At 56.9% G+C, this 16,461-nt stretch carries 13 protein-coding genes; 8 read left to right on the plus strand and 5 right to left on the minus strand.

Features of this window, described 5'->3' with window-relative positions:
• Window positions 1-15: 15 nt before the first annotated feature.
• On the minus strand, window positions 16-1,704 hold the full coding sequence (locus AC2CGP_RS13445) for an arylsulfatase (protein ID WP_015369607.1): 1,689 nt from the start codon (window positions 1,702-1,704) through the stop codon (window positions 16-18).
• 516 nt (window positions 1,705-2,220) lie between these two features.
• Here AC2CGP_RS13445 and AC2CGP_RS13450 point away from each other — a divergent pair.
• The gene (locus AC2CGP_RS13450) at window positions 2,221-2,916 is read left to right on the plus strand and encodes a helix-turn-helix domain-containing protein (RefSeq protein WP_015703545.1); all 696 of its coding nucleotides are present in this window, start codon (window positions 2,221-2,223) and stop codon (window positions 2,914-2,916) included.
• Between the two features lie 10 nt (window positions 2,917-2,926).
• On the opposite strand, the gene dhaR is transcribed toward AC2CGP_RS13450, so the two are convergent.
• Together dhaR and AC2CGP_RS13460 are read right to left on the minus strand one after the other, a co-directional pair.
• Window positions 2,927-4,858 carry a dihydroxyacetone kinase operon transcriptional regulator DhaR gene (gene dhaR, locus AC2CGP_RS13455; RefSeq protein ID WP_032715858.1) on the minus strand — a complete coding sequence of 644 codons (1,932 nt, stop codon included), beginning with the start codon at window positions 4,856-4,858 and terminating at the stop codon, window positions 2,927-2,929.
• 113 nt (window positions 4,859-4,971) lie between these two features.
• The gene (locus AC2CGP_RS13460; RefSeq protein ID WP_007372182.1) at window positions 4,972-6,069 is read right to left on the minus strand and encodes a glycerol dehydrogenase; all 1,098 of its coding nucleotides are present in this window, start codon (window positions 6,067-6,069) and stop codon (window positions 4,972-4,974) included.
• Window positions 6,070-6,625: 556 nt separating this feature from the next.
• Here AC2CGP_RS13460 and dhaK point away from each other — a divergent pair.
• The 4 genes from dhaK (at window position 6,626) to AC2CGP_RS13480 (ending at window position 11,492) form a co-directional block, all read left to right on the plus strand.
• On the plus strand, window positions 6,626-7,696 hold the full coding sequence (gene dhaK / locus AC2CGP_RS13465) for a dihydroxyacetone kinase subunit DhaK (protein WP_020077889.1): 1,071 nt from the start codon (window positions 6,626-6,628) through the stop codon (window positions 7,694-7,696).
• A gap of 10 nt (window positions 7,697-7,706) precedes the next feature.
• Window positions 7,707-8,339 (plus strand): dihydroxyacetone kinase subunit DhaL, encoded by a 633-nt coding sequence (gene dhaL, locus AC2CGP_RS13470; protein ID WP_007372179.1) that lies wholly within the window; start codon window positions 7,707-7,709, stop codon window positions 8,337-8,339.
• A gap of 10 nt (window positions 8,340-8,349) precedes the next feature.
• On the plus strand, window positions 8,350-9,768 hold the full coding sequence (dhaM, locus tag AC2CGP_RS13475) for a dihydroxyacetone kinase phosphoryl donor subunit DhaM (protein ID WP_171829618.1): 1,419 nt from the start codon (window positions 8,350-8,352) through the stop codon (window positions 9,766-9,768).
• Between the two features lie 74 nt (window positions 9,769-9,842).
• Entirely contained in the window at window positions 9,843-11,492 is a 1,650-nt protein-coding gene (locus tag AC2CGP_RS13480; protein ID WP_411303193.1) for a glycerone kinase, read from the plus strand.
• Between the two features lie 103 nt (window positions 11,493-11,595).
• On the opposite strand, the gene AC2CGP_RS13485 is transcribed toward AC2CGP_RS13480, so the two are convergent.
• Window positions 11,596-12,369, minus strand: coding sequence for a siderophore-interacting protein (locus AC2CGP_RS13485; protein WP_484502358.1), 774 nt, complete (start codon window positions 12,367-12,369; stop codon window positions 11,596-11,598).
• A 229-nt stretch (window positions 12,370-12,598) separates the two neighbouring features.
• Here AC2CGP_RS13485 and AC2CGP_RS13490 point away from each other — a divergent pair, with 229 nt between their 5' ends.
• Both AC2CGP_RS13490 and ygjG read left to right on the plus strand, forming a co-directional pair.
• Entirely contained in the window at window positions 12,599-13,117 is a 519-nt protein-coding gene (locus tag AC2CGP_RS13490; protein ID WP_020077887.1) for a PadR family transcriptional regulator, read from the plus strand.
• Between the two features lie 263 nt (window positions 13,118-13,380).
• Window positions 13,381-14,760 carry a putrescine aminotransferase gene (gene ygjG / locus AC2CGP_RS13495; RefSeq protein WP_020077886.1) on the plus strand — a complete coding sequence of 460 codons (1,380 nt, stop codon included), beginning with the start codon at window positions 13,381-13,383 and terminating at the stop codon, window positions 14,758-14,760.
• A 42-nt stretch (window positions 14,761-14,802) separates the two neighbouring features.
• On the opposite strand, the gene AC2CGP_RS13500 is transcribed toward ygjG, so the two are convergent.
• On the minus strand, window positions 14,803-15,135 hold the full coding sequence (locus tag AC2CGP_RS13500; RefSeq protein WP_015369597.1) for a tRNA-binding protein: 333 nt from the start codon (window positions 15,133-15,135) through the stop codon (window positions 14,803-14,805).
• 207 nt (window positions 15,136-15,342) lie between these two features.
• Here AC2CGP_RS13500 and ebgR point away from each other — a divergent pair, with 207 nt between their 5' ends.
• Window positions 15,343-16,326 carry a transcriptional regulator EbgR gene (ebgR, locus tag AC2CGP_RS13505; RefSeq protein WP_009485173.1) on the plus strand — a complete coding sequence of 328 codons (984 nt, stop codon included), beginning with the start codon at window positions 15,343-15,345 and terminating at the stop codon, window positions 16,324-16,326.
• Window positions 16,327-16,461: the final 135 nt, after the last annotated feature.

A 16,461-nucleotide genomic window follows, 5' to 3' on the forward strand; every position in this document is an offset into this window, starting at 1 on the left:
CGGGCCAACGTCATTTTAATTACCGGTCGGCATCGCCAACTGGAACCCTTCTTTTTGTAACTGCTCGCGGATATTACTAAAGCGTTGATACTGCGACAGGGTAATCGGCCCACTGTAGGCTTCGCTCTGCGGCTTACGCGGCGGATACTCGACGTAGGTTTTCATCAACTTAGTGATGGCTTCATTGAAAGTCACCAGCGTCCAGGTATGCTCGGTATAGTTGTTCATAAAGATATCGTAGCGTTCCTGCGGATCCTGCCAGAGGTCGAAAATCTGCGGCACCGTTGCGACATACGACTCCGGTCCTTTCCAGCCGAGGTTGGAATCCACCGCCAGGCCGCCGGTTTTCGCGCCGTTATCGCCGCGCAGGTTAAACACCGCCTTATAGTGGCCGACGCGCGCCGCCCCCGGGGTCAACTCGTTTTCAGTGAAGTAGAACCAGGAGGTACGCGGATCTTTACCCGTGCCAAACAGTACCGGTGAAATATCGTAGCTATCGAAGATAATCGGCTGCCCGGCACGGTCTTTGGTGGGTAATTTAATCCCGGCCACCGAAGCAAAGGTCGCCATCAGATCGAGGCCGCCAACGATATCGTGGTTACGGCTGTGCTCTTTAATCTTGCCCGGCCACCAGGCGATAGCCGGAACGCGGCTGCCGCCCTCGCGGTCGGTGCCTTTGGTGCCGCGGAATGGCGTATAGCCGGCATCCGGATAGACGTCCTGCCAGGCGCCGTTATCGGTGGTCCATACCACAAGGGTGTTTTTATCGATCCCCAACTCGCGCAGCTTATCCATGATATGGCCAACGCGGGCATCCATTTCCACCATCGAGTCGGCGTATTTGCTCTTCGACATCGACTTGCCGACGTAATCCGGATCCGGCATGTTCGGCTGGTGGTTCTTCATAAAGTTGATGCTCATGAAGAACGGTTCGGAAGATTTTGCGTTTGCTTCGAGATAGTCCAGCGAGGCCTTCTCGACGTAGCGGTCGAAGAATGGGATCCCGACCACGCCCTCTTTGCCATCAACGACCGGGGTATTCACATACTGGCCGTTAATTTTGAACTCTTCCTTCGGCGCTTCGCCCGCCTTGCCGGAGAGCGCGCCGCGGGTGACACGGGTAAACATTTCACGCAGTTGCGGATCCATATCCGGGAACCAGGTTGGGTCGGCATAGGTATAGGCGTTCAGGTGGTAGAGGCCGACGTATTTCATTTCGTCGTAGCCCTGAGCATTAGGTAACGCGTAATCGGCTTCGCCGAGGTGCCACTTACCGGTAAAGAAGGTTTTATAGCCGCCGGTTTTCAGTACCGAGGCCAGCGTCCACTCTTCTTTCGGTAAACCGCCGCCCTGCCCCTGGAAAGCCACGGTGGTCATACCGCTGCGGTTGGGAATGCGCCCGGTCTGCATCGCCGCGCGGCCCGGCGTACTGCTCGGTTGACCGTAGAAGTCGAAAAAGGTCATCCCCTCATCGGCCATTCTGTCGAGGTTTGGCGTCGGCATACCGCGGCCTTCGCCGCCGCCGTAGACGCCGAGGTCGCCATAGCCGGTATCGTCAGAGACGATCAGGATAATATTGGGCTTCTTTGCCGCACCATCGCTGGGGCCAGCCGCATTTTGATCGGCGGCATTGGCCGTCGCGCCGGGTAATAACGAACCGGCGGCAAAAGCCAGCACACCGATACCCTTGTATTTTTTATTCATCTTCAAACCTCATTGCTCAGCATGCGCCTGATTTAACTTACGATTTGGCTAATATCAGGCAGGCGTTGTCAGATTAGATAAGTCTCAATATGAGATGAGCGACATCGGCAAATGTTGTTGTCGCTACTGAGGCGATTCCGCTTAAGTGAAGTAGAGAAAGCAATAAAAATCCACAGGTTCTGGTTTTATTTTTTAATTAATGCAAAGCGAATCACTATCACCGTTTCGCTAAAGAAACCCGCCGCAAAAGCAATATTATCATTCAATATTTAAGTGGATTCTTAGTTACTAAAAAAAGAAGCCCAACTACCCACTAAAACAGTCTAAGTGAGTGTTTTAAAAAGAGCGATAGATCAGTCCGTTAACGGACTCTAAAAGTGATGCCTGCTATCTGGCGCCAGCTTTTAAATTTAGATATTTTGTATCAGGCGTAATTCCGCGCCATTAAAATATAAAGTATCGCCACTGCAAAATAGCAAAGAGTAATAAAGCGGTAGAGTTAAGCCCGGAGAGAAGATGAGTCGTATTCAAACGCCCTATTCCCACATCATCGATGAATATAATAAGATGATTTCAAAGAATATAAAGGCGATAGACTCATTAAGTCATAGCAGTAATATACGCCAGATTGCCGATGATACGTCTTTCACCCTGAGTACAGGCGAGATTATTATTGTTCTTGAGGGCGTTATTGCCGTTGAGATGCAGGAGCACAACTTTATTCTCGCCCCAGGAAAAGCGAAAACCCAGTCGAAAAAGTTGTTTCAGGTCGGCAAAGGCATCAAAGGAATGTTTTTTGGTATTGTCGAAAGTTATGGCCCGGGTATTCAGCTGCACTATACCGCCAAAAAAAATGTCAAAGTGTTCAGCTGTAATCTCGAATACTTTGAAAAACATTTTACTCAGCCCGATAAATTCACCTTCCTGATGAACATGATGGCCATCACGCTGGCGTTTTTGCTCGATGCGCATGACGAAAGAGCTATTGGCACCCGCTATTTTGTCATTCGCTCCATGATTTATCGCTATCTCAAGCAGAAAAATGAGGGTGTATTACACGACCCGAGCCTGGCGAACTTTATCCTGCGACGTACAAAAATGTCGCGTAGCTATCTGTTTCAGGTACTTTCCGATCTGAAAAACGGCGGCTATATCACGATGAAAAACGGCGAGCTCGTCGATATTGTCAACGAGCTGCCGGAAAAATATTAACGCCGTTGGCTTAACTCTTATCCTGCCCCCGGCGTTTAAACTGCCCGGCGTCGATATCGTACTGCTTCATCTTGCGCCACAGCGTGGTACGGCCAATATTCAGCAACTGCGACATCTCCTGTACCCGGCCGCTGGTCACTCGCGCCGCCTGGATAATCGCCTCTTTCTCGATGGCGCTGAAGGAGAGACTTGATGGCAGTAGCGATGAGGACGCCTCGCTACCCGGCCGGGTTGAGAAGAGATGTTCGGGAAGATTGCTCAGGCGAATATGACCGTTATCGCTACTCATTGCGATATTCTCAATAATGCTATTGAGTTCAAAATCGTTGCCCGGCCACGAGTAGGCGGTCAGTTGCGCCAGCGCGTCGTCATCGACCTTCAGCCGCGATGAAAAGCGTTTTTCCAGCCGACGCAGGCGGCTATGCACCAGCGAAGGAATGCTGCCGCGCCGCGCCCGCAGCGGTGGAATGACTATTTCAAACGAATGTAGCGCATAGTACAGCTGGCGGCTAAAGCGGTTCTGCTCCACCAGGTTGGCGAGGTCAACGGTGGTGGTGGCGATCACTTTCACATCCACCGGAATCAGCCGCCGGGCATCAAGACGCGTCAGCACGCCCTGTTTTATCACCTGCAGCAGCGCTGACTGCAGCTCGGGGGCCAGATACTCTATTTTTTCCAGGAACAGCGTGCCGCCGTTAGCCAGCTCAAGGCGGCTGAGGCGGCCATTTTCATCGTCGGTTGGCGCGCTGCCCATAAAATCCTGGCCCAGTACGCTGTCGGCGTACAGCTGGCAGTTAACCGAAATATATGGGCCCGGCGCCCGCTCGCTTTCGTTATGGATCGCCTGGCTCAGTAATTCTTTACCCACCCCTTCCTCGCCGCACAGCAGCACCGGGAAAGCGCCGCGCGCCGCCTGGCGGCCAAAGTGGATCAGCCTGCGGGTTTCCGGGTCATCCGCCGACATCTGTTCGAAGGTATGGCTCACTTTGCCCAATTGGCTGGTCATTAATTGACGCATCTGCTCCACCGGGTGGAGCAGTAAAATGAAGCTATTGCCCTGCTCCTCCACAATAGGCTTCAGGGTAATCACCGCGTCGATAAACTGATGCTGGCTCTCGAAGGTCACTTCCACATGATTAAGGCCGCGGGCCTGTTTAATCGCGCGGCGCAGCAACGCCGGCAGGGTCAGCAACTCATTGATATTTCGCCCCTGGCTGGCCTGGGTATCGAGATGCAGCAGCGTGGCCGCCTGCACGTTGAGAAACTGCAGCACTCCCTGCTCGTTCCACGCCATCACCCCGTCGTCCATACTTTCCAGCAGGCCGTACATTTGATTAAGGTGGCGGTTAGATTCCGCCAGCAGGCTGTCGGTAAGCAGCGAGTTACCCACTTCGCGGGCGATGGCCAAGGTCAGCGACAGATCCGCCGGAGCCCACTCTTCGCGCAGGCAGCATAGCGAAATCGATCCAAACAGGCGGCCATGGTTATCGAACACCGGCGTCGAACTGAACGACCAGCGCCGCAGCGCCTGCTTAAAGTGCTCGTCGCCCGCGGTGTTGACCGGCTGCCCGAGCATCGAGGCCAGCGACAGCGCGCAGGTGCCGATAATGCTCTCCGCGCAGTAGCTGCCGTCGCGAAATCCCAGTTCCGCCAGCTGTTCCAGGGTCTGCGGATTACCACAGCGGCTCAGAATACAGGCCGACTCATCAAGGATGAACAGCGCGCAGGAACGGTTGGCCATAAACTCCCACGCATCTTCCAGCGCCGCCTGGCCGATGGTCAGCAGCGCGGTTTTGCGACGGCAGATCGATTCAAAGGTCAGCCCCTGCGCCTGATGCGGCGCCTGCCAGGTTTCACGCTGCATAAATTTGCTGCAGCGATGCCACGACTGGCTGATAACGGCTGAAACTTCATTTTCCGCACCCTGAGTCTGAGCTGTCATATCCCTTTTCCGCTGGAGTTAACACAGTTAAAACGACAAAACCCTCCGGCAGCGGCTGCCGGAGGGAGGAGTTGATGCCGCAATGCGCCGCGGCATAGAACCTTGTGAAAGACTTAACGCGCCAGCCACTGCTGCCCAAGCAGGTCCGCGGTAAGGATGGCGGCGTAGACGCTATCCGCGGTGACCGGGAACGGCATATTGTGGATGGTTTCGCCTTCCGCGCAGGTGGCTTTCGCCACCGCGTGGATTTTGCTTTCGATACCCTCTTTCACGCCCATCTGGGCAAGGGTGATCGGCAGGCCGACTTTTTCACAGAAGCCCATCACGGTTTCGATCTCTTCCAGCGGGCTATTTTGCAGTACCAGCTGCGCCAGGGTGCCGAAAGCGACTTTTTCGCCGTGATACAGATGGTGGCACTCTTCAAGGATGGTGAAACCGTTGTGAATCGCGTGCGCGCCGGCCAGGCCGCTGCTCTCAAAACCGATACCGCTCAGATAGGTGTTGGCTTCGACAATACGCTCCAGCGCATCGGTCACCACTCCAGCCTGAGCCGCCAGGCGTGCTTTTTCGCCTTCCGCCAGCAGCGTATCATAGCACAGGCGCGCCAGGCTCAAGGCCGCCGCCGTGGACTGCCCGCCCGCCATGCTGGTGGCTCGCGCATCGAAGCAGGCCTTGGCTTCAAACCAGGTGGAGAGCGCATCGCCCATCCCGGCCACCAGCAAGCGTACCGGCGCTTTGGCGATAATCGCCGTGTCCATCACCACCATATCCGGGTTTTTCGGGTAGATCAGATACTCTTCAAACTCGCCCGCCTCGGTGTAGATAACCGACAGCGCGCTGGTCGGCGCATCGGTTGAAGCAATTGTCGGGATCACCACCACCGGCAGCTTCTGGTAATAGCCGATCGCCTTCGCGGTATCGAGGGTTTTCCCACCGCCGATTCCCACCACGCCGCGGCAGCCGTGCTGCTTAAGAATGGCGATCAGGCGGTTGATTTCCGCATGGCTGCACTCGCCGTTAAACCGTTCCGCATGGCAGCTAATATTGTGGCTATGCAGGCCGTTCAATACTTTGTCGCCCGCCAGCTTCATCACGAAGTCATCGGCGATAACAAAAAAGCTGTCGGCCAGGTTTTTAGCGTATTCGCCAAACAGCATGGCGGCATCAGGTCCCTGGAGATATTTGGCTGGAGATTGAATAACTTTTAGCATTCCTTTCACCCTCAAATAAGTGCGTATGTTGACACGTGAGCCCAGGCCGTCATGCCGCGGCGCCTGATATCAATGGCGCTTACAGCCACGCTGCCGGAGCGATGCATCCACTGTAGGGCGAGCCGCGGCGAAAAAAATTTTTCCCTTTTTTGTTCTGTTCTGAAACGGATAAAAAAATAATGCGTTTCATATTGAAACAATGTGACTGAGAAAGCGATGGGATTGCGATCGCGATCGGCTCATTTTGGCAAAAAAGCCGCTATCGTCTCCCCTCTTTAACGCAGAAAATCGCCTCAATGCGGCACAATGGCGAAAAAAATCATCCTTGCCCCATTTCTGATAGCAGAAAAAAACGGACAAATTATTAGCGCTGGCTCGCATTTCTCCTGTTTATCGGCAATTAATGTTCCATAAAGGAACAAAAACTCTTTTCTACGTTCCGTTATGGAACCCATTTTGACGGCATTTTATTTTGCGCCCGCTCAGCCAGAATCACTACATCGCCGGGCTACCCTTATAGACAGGCGACCTCCCCCTACCCTACGGAGCATAAACAATGAAAAAACTGATTAACCGTGTGGAAGATGTACTGAGTGAACAGCTTATCGGCCTGGCGAAGGCGCATCCTGAACTGACGCTGCACCAGGACCCGGTCTATGTCACCCGCGCCGATGCGCCGGTCGCCGGCAAAGTGGCGCTGCTCTCCGGCGGCGGCAGCGGACACGAACCGATGCACTGCGGCTACATCGGCCAGGGCATGCTCTCCGGCGCCTGTCCGGGGGAAATTTTCACCTCGCCGACGCCGGACAAAATGTTCGAATGCGCGATGCAGATTGACGGCGGCGAAGGCGTCCTGCTGATTATCAAAAACTATACCGGCGACATCCTGAATTTTGAGACCGCCACCGAGCTGCTGCACGAAAGCGGCGTTAAGGTCACCACCGTCGTGGTGGATGACGACGTGGCGGTAAAAGACAGCCTCTACACCGCCGGACGCCGCGGCGTCGCCAATACCGTGCTGATTGAAAAACTGGTCGGCGCCGCCGCCGAACGCGGCGACTCGCTGGAAGCCTGCGCTGAACTGGGCCGCCGTTTAAATAACCTTGGTCACTCGATTGGCATCGCGCTGGGCGCCTGCACCGTACCGGCCGCCGGACAGCCCTCCTTTACCCTGAAAGATGATGAGATGGAGTTCGGCGTCGGCATCCATGGCGAGCCGGGTATCGACCGCCGCCGCTTCAGCTCGCTCGACCAAACCGTCGATGAGATGTTCGATACCCTGCTGGAAAACGGCGCATACAGCCGCACGCTGCGCCAGTGGGATAACGTCAAGGGAGCGTGGCAGGAAGTGAAACAGAGCAAAACCGCGCTGCAAAACGGCGATCGGGTTATCGCGCTGGTCAATAACCTCGGCGCCACGCCGCTTTCCGAACTGTACGGCGTTTATAACCGCCTCGCCCAGCGCTGCGAAGCGTCCGGCATTGTGATTGAACGCAACCTCATCGGCAGCTACTGCACCTCGCTGGATATGGCGGGTTTCTCCATCACCCTGCTGAAAGCGGATGATGACACGCTGGCGTTATGGGACGCCCCGGTCCATACCCCGGCGCTGAACTGGGGAAAATAAGGAGCACGACATGTCACTGAACAGAACGCAAATCGTCGACTGGCTGTACCGCTGCGGCGACATTTTCACCAAACAGAGCGATTTTCTCACCGGCCTTGATAAAGAGATCGGCGACGCCGACCACGGCCTCAATATGCATCGCGGCTTCAGCAAAGTCGTCGAAAAGCTGCCGTCGATCGCCGATAAAGACATCGGTTTTATTCTCAAGAATACCGGGATGACGCTGCTTTCCAACGTCGGCGGCGCCAGCGGCCCGCTGTTCGGCACCTTCTTTATCCGCGCCGCCCAGGTCACCCAGGCGCATCAGAGCCTGACCCTCGACGAGCTTTATCAGATGATCCGCGAAGGCGCGGACGGCGTCGTCAACCGTGGTAAAGCGGAGCCGGGCGATAAGACGATGTGCGACGTCTGGCTGCCGGTGGTGGAATCCCTGCGTCATTCCAGCGAGCAACATCTGTCTATCCCTGCCGCGCTGGATGCCGCCTGCGAAGTGGCCGAGCGCGCCGCCCACGCCACCATCACCATGCAGGCCCGTAAAGGCCGCGCCAGCTATCTCGGCGAGCGCAGCATCGGGCATCAGGATCCCGGCGCGACCTCGGTGCTGTTTATGGTTCAGATGCTGGCTGCCGCGGCCAAAGAGTAAGGAAATCGCGATGGTAAACCTGGTTATTGTTTCTCATAGCGCCCGGCTGGGCGAAGGTGTCGGAGAACTGGCCCGGCAGATGTTAATGAACGATGGCTGTAAGCTGGCGATCGCCGCCGGGATCGACGATCCCGACAACCCGATCGGCACCGATCCGATTAAAGTCATGGAGGCGATCGAATCCGTCGCCGATACCGACCATGTACTGGTGATGATGGATATCGGCAGCGCCCTGCTCAGCGCCGAAACCGCACTCGATCTGCTCGATCCGGCGATGGCGGCAAAAGTGCGGCTGTGCGCCGCGCCGCTGGTCGAAGGGACGCTGGCGGCCACCGTCAGCGCCGCCTCCGGCGCCGGAATCGACAAAGTTATCGCCGATGCCATGAACGCCCTGGAAGCCAAGCGGGTTCAGCTGGGTTTACCTTCGCACACGCCTGACGCCGCCGCCCCAACGCTTGCTGACGACGGCGACGCTAAATCGGTTTCAGTCATTATTAACAATCACAACGGCCTGCACGTGCGTCCGGCATCGAAGCTGGTCGCCGCGCTGGCGGGTTTTAACGCCGACCTGGTGCTGGAGAAAAACGGCAAATGCGTCACCCCGGACAGTCTGAATCAAATCGCTCTGCTACAGGTGCGCCGCCACGATAAGCTGCGCCTGCTGGCCCGCGGTCCGGACGCCGATGCCGCGCTGGCGGCGTTTCAGGCGCTGGCCGCCGATAACTTCGGCGAGTCGCCGGAGGCGCAGCCGACAGTGGAACCCGCCATACCTGCGCGTGTTGAAGGCGCGGCGCTGCTTTATCCGCTGGCGCCGATCCAACCGGCGCTCCCCGCCGCCGCCGACGTTGCTCGCGAGCAGCAGCGCCTGCGCCAGGCGATCGACCAGACGCTGGCCGATCTCAATGCGCTCACCGAGCTGGCGGAACACAAATTTAACGCCGATATCGCGGCGATCTTCGCCGGTCATCACACCTTGCTCGACGATGAAGATCTGTTTGATGCCGCCAACGATCGCCTGCTCACCGAACAGTGCTCGGCGGAATGGGCGTGGCATCAGGTGCTGATGGAGCTCAGCCAGCAGTATCGTCAGCTGGATGACGCCTATCTGCAGGCCCGTTATATCGATGTCGACGATATTCTGCAGCGCACGCTGCGCCATCTGCAGGGTATAAAGGAGACGCTGCCATTCGCCAGTGAGCCGACGATTATTATCGCCGACAATATTTATCCCTCGACCGTACTCCAACTGGATGCCAGCCAGGTCACCGGCCTGTGCCTGCGCGACGGCAGCGAACAGGCCCACGGCGCGATTATCGCCCGCGCGGCGGGGATCGCCTGGCTATGCCAGCAGGGCGAAGCGCTGAATGATATTCAGCCTGGCGAAGCCATCATGCTCGATATGCGTCAGCAACGTCTTATTCGTCGCTAAATCCACTTTGACCGTTACCACTCCGGAGGCCCGCCTCCGGAGGGTGAGTTTTCGCTTACTGATCAGGAACCACTATGTCTCAATTCTTTTTTAACCAGCGCGCCAGCCTCGTTAACGACGTGATCGAGGGAACCATTATTGCCAGCCCGTGGAACAACCTCGCCCGCCTGGAGAGCGACCCGGCGATCCGTGTAGTGGTGCGCCGCGATCTGAATAAAAACAACGTGGCGGTGATTTCCGGCGGCGGCTCCGGCCATGAACCGGCGCACGTCGGCTTTATTGGTAAAGGCATGCTGACCGCCGCGGTCTGCGGCGATCTGTTCGCCTCGCCGAGCGTCGATGCGGTACTCACCGCGATTCAGGCGGTGACCGGCGAGGCGGGCTGTCTGCTGATCGTCAAAAACTACACCGGCGATCGGCTTAACTTCGGCCTCGCGGCGGAGAAAGCGCGCCGTCTTGGCTATAACGTAGAGATGCTGATCGTCGGCGACGATATTTCGCTGCCGGATAACAAACAGCCGCGCGGCATCGCCGGGACCATTCTGGTGCATAAAGTGGCGGGCTATTTCGCCGAGCGCGGCTTCAACCTCGCCACCGTCCTGCGTGAAGCGCAATACGCCGCCAACCATACCGCCAGCATCGGGGTGGCGCTGGCCAGCTGTCACCTGCCGCAGGAAGCGGAAAGCGCGCCGCGCCATCAGCCCGGCCACGCCGAGCTGGGAATGGGCATCCACGGCGAGCCGGGAGCTTCGACGATCGCGACCCATAACAGCGCGGAAATCATGCAGATTATGGTAGAGAAGCTGACCGCCGCCCTACCCGAAACCGGCCGCCTGGCGGTGATGCTCAATAATCTCGGCGGCGTGTCGGTGGCCGAGATGGCGATTCTGACCCGCGAGCTGGCCAACACCCCACTCCATGCGCGCGTTGACTGGTTGATTGGCCCGGCTTCGCTGGTAACGGCGCTGGATATGAAAGGCTTCTCGCTGACCACTATCGTGCTGGAAGAGAGCATCGAAAAGGCGCTGCTGTCGGATGTCGAAACCGCCAGTTGGCAGAAGCCGGTGCAGCCGAGGGCTGTTAATATCATGCCGTCCGCGCTCGCCAGCGCACGCGTCGCCTTTACGCCATCGGCCAACCCGCAGGTGGGCGATTACGTGGCACAGGTGACCAGCACCCTCTCCGGCCTCGAAACCCATCTCAACGCGCTTGACGCCAAAGTGGGCGACGGCGATACCGGCTCCACTTTCGCCGCCGGCGCGCGTGAGATTGCCGCTCTATTGCAACGCCAGCAACTGCCGCTCAATGATTTACCCACGCTGTTCGCGCTAATTGGCGAACGCCTGACGGTGGTGATGGGCGGCTCCAGCGGCGTATTGATGTCGATTTTCTTCACCACCGCCGGGCAGAAGCTGGAGCAAGGCGCCAGCATGGCGGAAGCGCTGAACGCCGGTCTGGGGCAGATGAAATTTTACGGCGGCGCCGATGAGGGCGACCGGACGATGATTGATGCTCTACAGCCGGCGCTGGCGGCGCTGCTGGCCGAACCGGATAATCTGCAGGCCGCTTTCGCCGCGGCGCAGGCCGGTGCGGATCGCACCTGCCAGTCGAGCAAAGCCGGCGCCGGACGCGCCTCCTATCTCAATAGCGAGAGCCTGCTCGGCAATATGGACCCCGGCGCCCACGCGGTGGCGATGGTGTTTAAGGCGCTGGCGGAACGCTAAGCCTGACCCGGTGGCGCTGCGCTTACCGGGGCGACATAACACCATTGAAAGGTAGCCCGGAGAAGGCGCAACGCGCCGCCATCCGGGTTTACCACACTGCCGATTATTTGCTATGCCAGTACGCCTGCGAACGCACCAGTTGCTGATCGATACTCGGCACCTCAAAGCGCGCCAGCAGCGATTTCACCACGCCGCCTTCTCCGGTCAGCCAGATAAAATAATCTTCTGACGGTACCTTAATCTGAGCCAGCCGCTCGGCGACGAACGCCGGGTTGTGGCCTACCACCCATTCGATATTAAAGCCGTCGAGATCCGCCAGATAATCTTTATACGAAGCATCCGCGACGGTGACGATGGCCGTCACCTGCGGCGTCACCGGCAGCTGACGTAATCCCAGCAGGCGACGGCGTAGCGCCGGCATGCCCGACTCGTCACAGACATAAAGCTGCCAGGCGTAATCTTCCGGCACCACCAGCGAACCGCGCGGCCCGCCGATCACCAGCTTATCGCCGACGTTGGCTTCCAGCGCCCAGCGGCTGGCAATACCGCCATCGTGGATATAAAAATCGTAAGCCAGCTCGTGGCGTTCGGCATCGTACAGCGGCGTGTAGTCGCGGGTCGCCGGGCGCACGCCCTCGCCCCAGTTAATGCCTTCGTCGGTCACTTCCGGCGGTGTAAATACGCTGCCCACCTGCGGGAAAAACAGTTTGGTGTGGTCGTCAAAACCTTGTGAAACAAAGCCATCCAGCGCCTCGCCCCCCAGCACGATCCGCTGGAACGCCTGGCCGATACGCTCAACGCGCAGCACGGTTAATTCGCGAAAACGTAGTTCGTTACGCACGCGCTGCGGGTATTTAGTTTGATTGATTATTGTCATCCGTCATCGCCTTGGTGAAGGGTAAATAGATATATCTAAACTCAGTGCAAATGATAATGATTGCCATTAATGAAAATGGCAAGTTTTTTTTGATATAAATTACAGGAAAGCTTCATCAAAGCTAAAAACAACAATAAAACAATTAATATCAATCAATTATAAATTACACATTGTCTTTTTTTACTATTTAGATATAAATTAGATATATCAAAAATATGCAGGAGAACTGATGCGACATCATCATGAAGAAGGCCACGGCGAACAGGGCCGTCGCGGCGGCGGACGCCGCCAGCGTTTCTTTGGCCACGGCGAATTGCGCCTGGTGATCCTCGATATCCTTTCGCGCAACGCCAGCCACGGCTATGAGCTGATTAAAGAGATTGAGGCGCTGACGCAAGGCAATTACAGCCCCAGCCCAGGCGTTATCTACCCGACGCTCGACCTGCTGCAGGATCAGGGATTGATTAGCGTAGAAGAGGAAAATGGGCGTAAAAAAATCGCTATCACTGAAGAGGGACGCCGCCTGTGCGCCGAAAGCGGCGAGCAGTTAAGCCAAATTCAGACGCGCCTGCAGGAACGCATGATCGGCTGCGAATTGCGCAAAAATCCGCAGATGAAACGCGCGCTGGAAAACTTTAAAGCGGTCCTGGACCTGAAGGTCAACCAGCAGAGCATCAGCGACGCGCAGTTGAAACAGATCATCGGCGTGATTGACCGCGCGGCGATGGAAATCTCCCAACTCGATTAACCTCTCGCACCACAATGGTTCCCAGGCTGCTCCATCACGCAGCGGCCTGCACCACCCCACGTCATACCGCTTCACACCCCAACGGCAGTTTATCTTGCAGCCTCAGGAATAAAACGTGCCAATATTTAAGTTATGAGATTAAATTTCGCACAATTGCGCCTTAACTTTGCGTTTATCCCGATTTTCATCGTCGCTGCCAGGCTGGCGTAATCCCTGCAATACTTAATTCAGTATCATGTGATACGCCCCCCCAGGAGCACATTTTGAACAGGTTACCTTCCAGCGCATCGGCTCTGGCCTGCAGCGCGCACGCACTGAATCTCATTGAGAAGCAATCGCTCTCCCATGACGAAATGAAAGCACTGAACCAGGAGGTGAGAGAATACTTTAAAGAACATGTGAACCCGGGGTTTCTGGAGTATAGAAAATCGGTCACAGCCGGCGGGGATTACGGAGCCGTAGAGTGGCAAGCGGGAGGGTTAAATACGCTTGTCGACACCCAGGGACAGGAGTTTATCGACTGCCTTGGTGGGTTTGGCATCTTCAATGTAGGGCACCGTAATCCAGTTGTGGTATCCGCCGTCGAAAATCAACTCGCGAAACAACCGCTTCACAGCCAGGAGCTGCTGGACCCGCTGCGGGCGATGCTGGCGAAAACGCTGGCGGCCTTAACGCCCGGCAAGCTCAAATACAGTTTCTTCTGCAACAGCGGCACGGAATCGGTGGAAGCGGCGCTGAAGCTGGCAAAAGCCTATCAGTCTCCGCGCGGCAAATTTACCTTCGTCGCCACCAGCGGCGCGTTTCACGGTAAATCGCTGGGCGCGCTGTCGGCCACCGCGAAATCGACCTTCCGCAAACCGTTTATGCCGCTACTGCCGGGCTTCCGCCACGTGCCGTTCGGTGATATCAACGCCATGCGTTCCATACTGAGCGAGTGCAAAAAAACCGGCGATGACGTCGCGGCGGTGATCCTTGAGCCTATCCAGGGCGAAGGCGGCGTGATCCTGCCGCCGGCGGGTTACTTACCGGCGGTCCGTAAACTGTGCGACGAGTTTGGCGCGTTGCTGATCCTCGACGAAGTACAGACCGGCATGGGCCGCACCGGCAAGATGTTCGCCTGCGAGCATGAAAACGTGCAGCCGGATATTCTGTGTCTGGCTAAAGCGCTCGGCGGCGGCGTAATGCCGATCGGTGCAACGGTAGCGACGGAAGAGGTCTTCTCGGTGCTGTTCGATAACCCATTCCTGCACACCACCACCTTCGGCGGCAACCCGCTGGCCTGCGCGGCGGCGCTGGCGACGATCAACGTCTTGCTCTCACAGAACCTGCCGGCGCAGGCTGAGCAGAAAGGCGATCTGTTGCTGGACGGCTTCCGTCAACTGGCGCGCGAATATCCGGATCTGGTGAATGAAGTCCGCGGGAAAGGCATGTTGATGGCTATTGAGTTTGTCGATAACGAGATTGGCTACAACTTTGCCAGCGAGATGTTCAGACAGCGGGTGCTGGTCGCCGGGACGTTAAACAACGCCAAGACGATCCGCGTTGAACCGCCGCTGACGCTCACCCTCGAACAGTGCGAACAGGTGCTGAAGGCGGCGCGCAAAGCGCTGGCGGCACTGCGCATTTCGGTCGAAGAGACATAATTCACACCCGACCCTCTCCCGTCGGGAGAGGGTCTTTTCACGTTATACCACCCGCACGCCTGCCGGCATGACGCGCTCCGGCGTCAACAGCACGCTTTCGCTTTCATCCTCGGTTTCCGCGCATAACAGCATGCACTCAGAAGTTTCACCACGCATTTTGGCTTTCGCCAGATTACACAGCACCACTACCGTTTTTCCCAGCAGCTCCTCTTCGCTGTAGTAGGGCACCAGGCTAGTGACCGTCTGCAGCGTACGGTCGCCGACATCAATTCGCGCGATGTACAGTTTGTCAGCATTGTCATGGCGCTTCACCTCGACAATCTTGCCGACGCGCATCTCCAGTTTGGCAAAATCAGCGTAAGCTACGGTATCCATCTCTCACCTCCAGTAAATTTTTACTAAAAGATAGCAAGTTTTTGCTGTTCATCTGCATAATGCTGATAATAATGCTACTTCTGTCACGCTATCACCGGGGAAAACAGCCCTCGCGCGCAGGCGTTTTTTACTGAAATAAGGTGCAGGACGCGACGCTTGCTTTACAATAGATGGGCAAACATGGGCAACGTCCGATAAAGGAAAAAGATGGCAACGCTAAAAGACATTGCGACCGAAGCGGGTGTTTCGCTGGCGACGGTTTCCCGGGTGTTAAACGACGATCCCACCCTGAACGTGAAAGAAGAGACCAAGCATCGCATTCTCGAAATTGCGGAGAAGCTTGAATATAAAAGCAGCAGCGCGCGTAAAACGCAGGTCCTTCCCGTCGGCCATCATCATATCCTGGCGCTGTATAGCTACCAGCAAGAGCTGGAAATTAACGACCCTTACTATCTCGCCATTCGCCACGGTATTGAAACCCAGTGCGAAAAGCTCGCCATCGAGCTCACCAACTGCTATCTCAATAACACCCTGCCCGAGCTGAAAAAGGTCACCGGCGTATTGATTATCGGCCAGCCGACGCGCGAGCTGCGCGAGACCGCCAGCGCGCTGACCGACAATATCTGCTTTATTGATTTTCACGAAGCCGGCAGTCCGTACGATGCGGTGGATATCGACCTGGTACGTATCGCCAAAGAGGTGGTCGACTTCTTTATCCAGCAGGGCGCGTCGCGCATTGGATTTATCGGCGGCCAGGACCAGCCCGGCAAGGCCGATATTCGCGAAGTGGCGTTTGTGGAGTACGGTCAGTTGAAGGGCGTAGTTTCAGCCGATGATATCTGGCGCGGCGGTTTTTCCAGCTCGTCCGGTTACGAGCTGGCGAAGCAGATGCTGGCGCAAGCGGAGTTTCCGCGGGCGCTGTTTGTCGCCTCGGACTCCATCGCCATCGGCGTGCTGCGCGCCATCCACGAACGCGGGCTGGCGATCCCGGAAGATATTTCGCTGATTAGCGTCAACGATATCCCCACCGCGCGCTTTACCTTCCCGCCGCTGTCGACGGTGCGGATCCACTCCGAAATGATGGGCAGCCAGGGGGTGAACCTGCTGATCGAGAAGGCCCGCGATGGCCGCGCCCTGCCGCTTAACGTTTTTGTTCCTAGCGTGTTGAAGCTGCGCGGCACCACCCGTTAATCCAACCACATCCCGGCGGCGCTGCGCTTGGCCGGGCTACCGGTCCTGCCCGGAACGCCATTCTGTAGGTCGGGTAAGGCGAAGCCGCTACCCGACACAAAGCGGTTCATTTTGTGATCGAGTTAAAGTAAATCA

It is taken from the genome of Klebsiella sp. SYXHC3 (genome assembly GCF_057196925.1).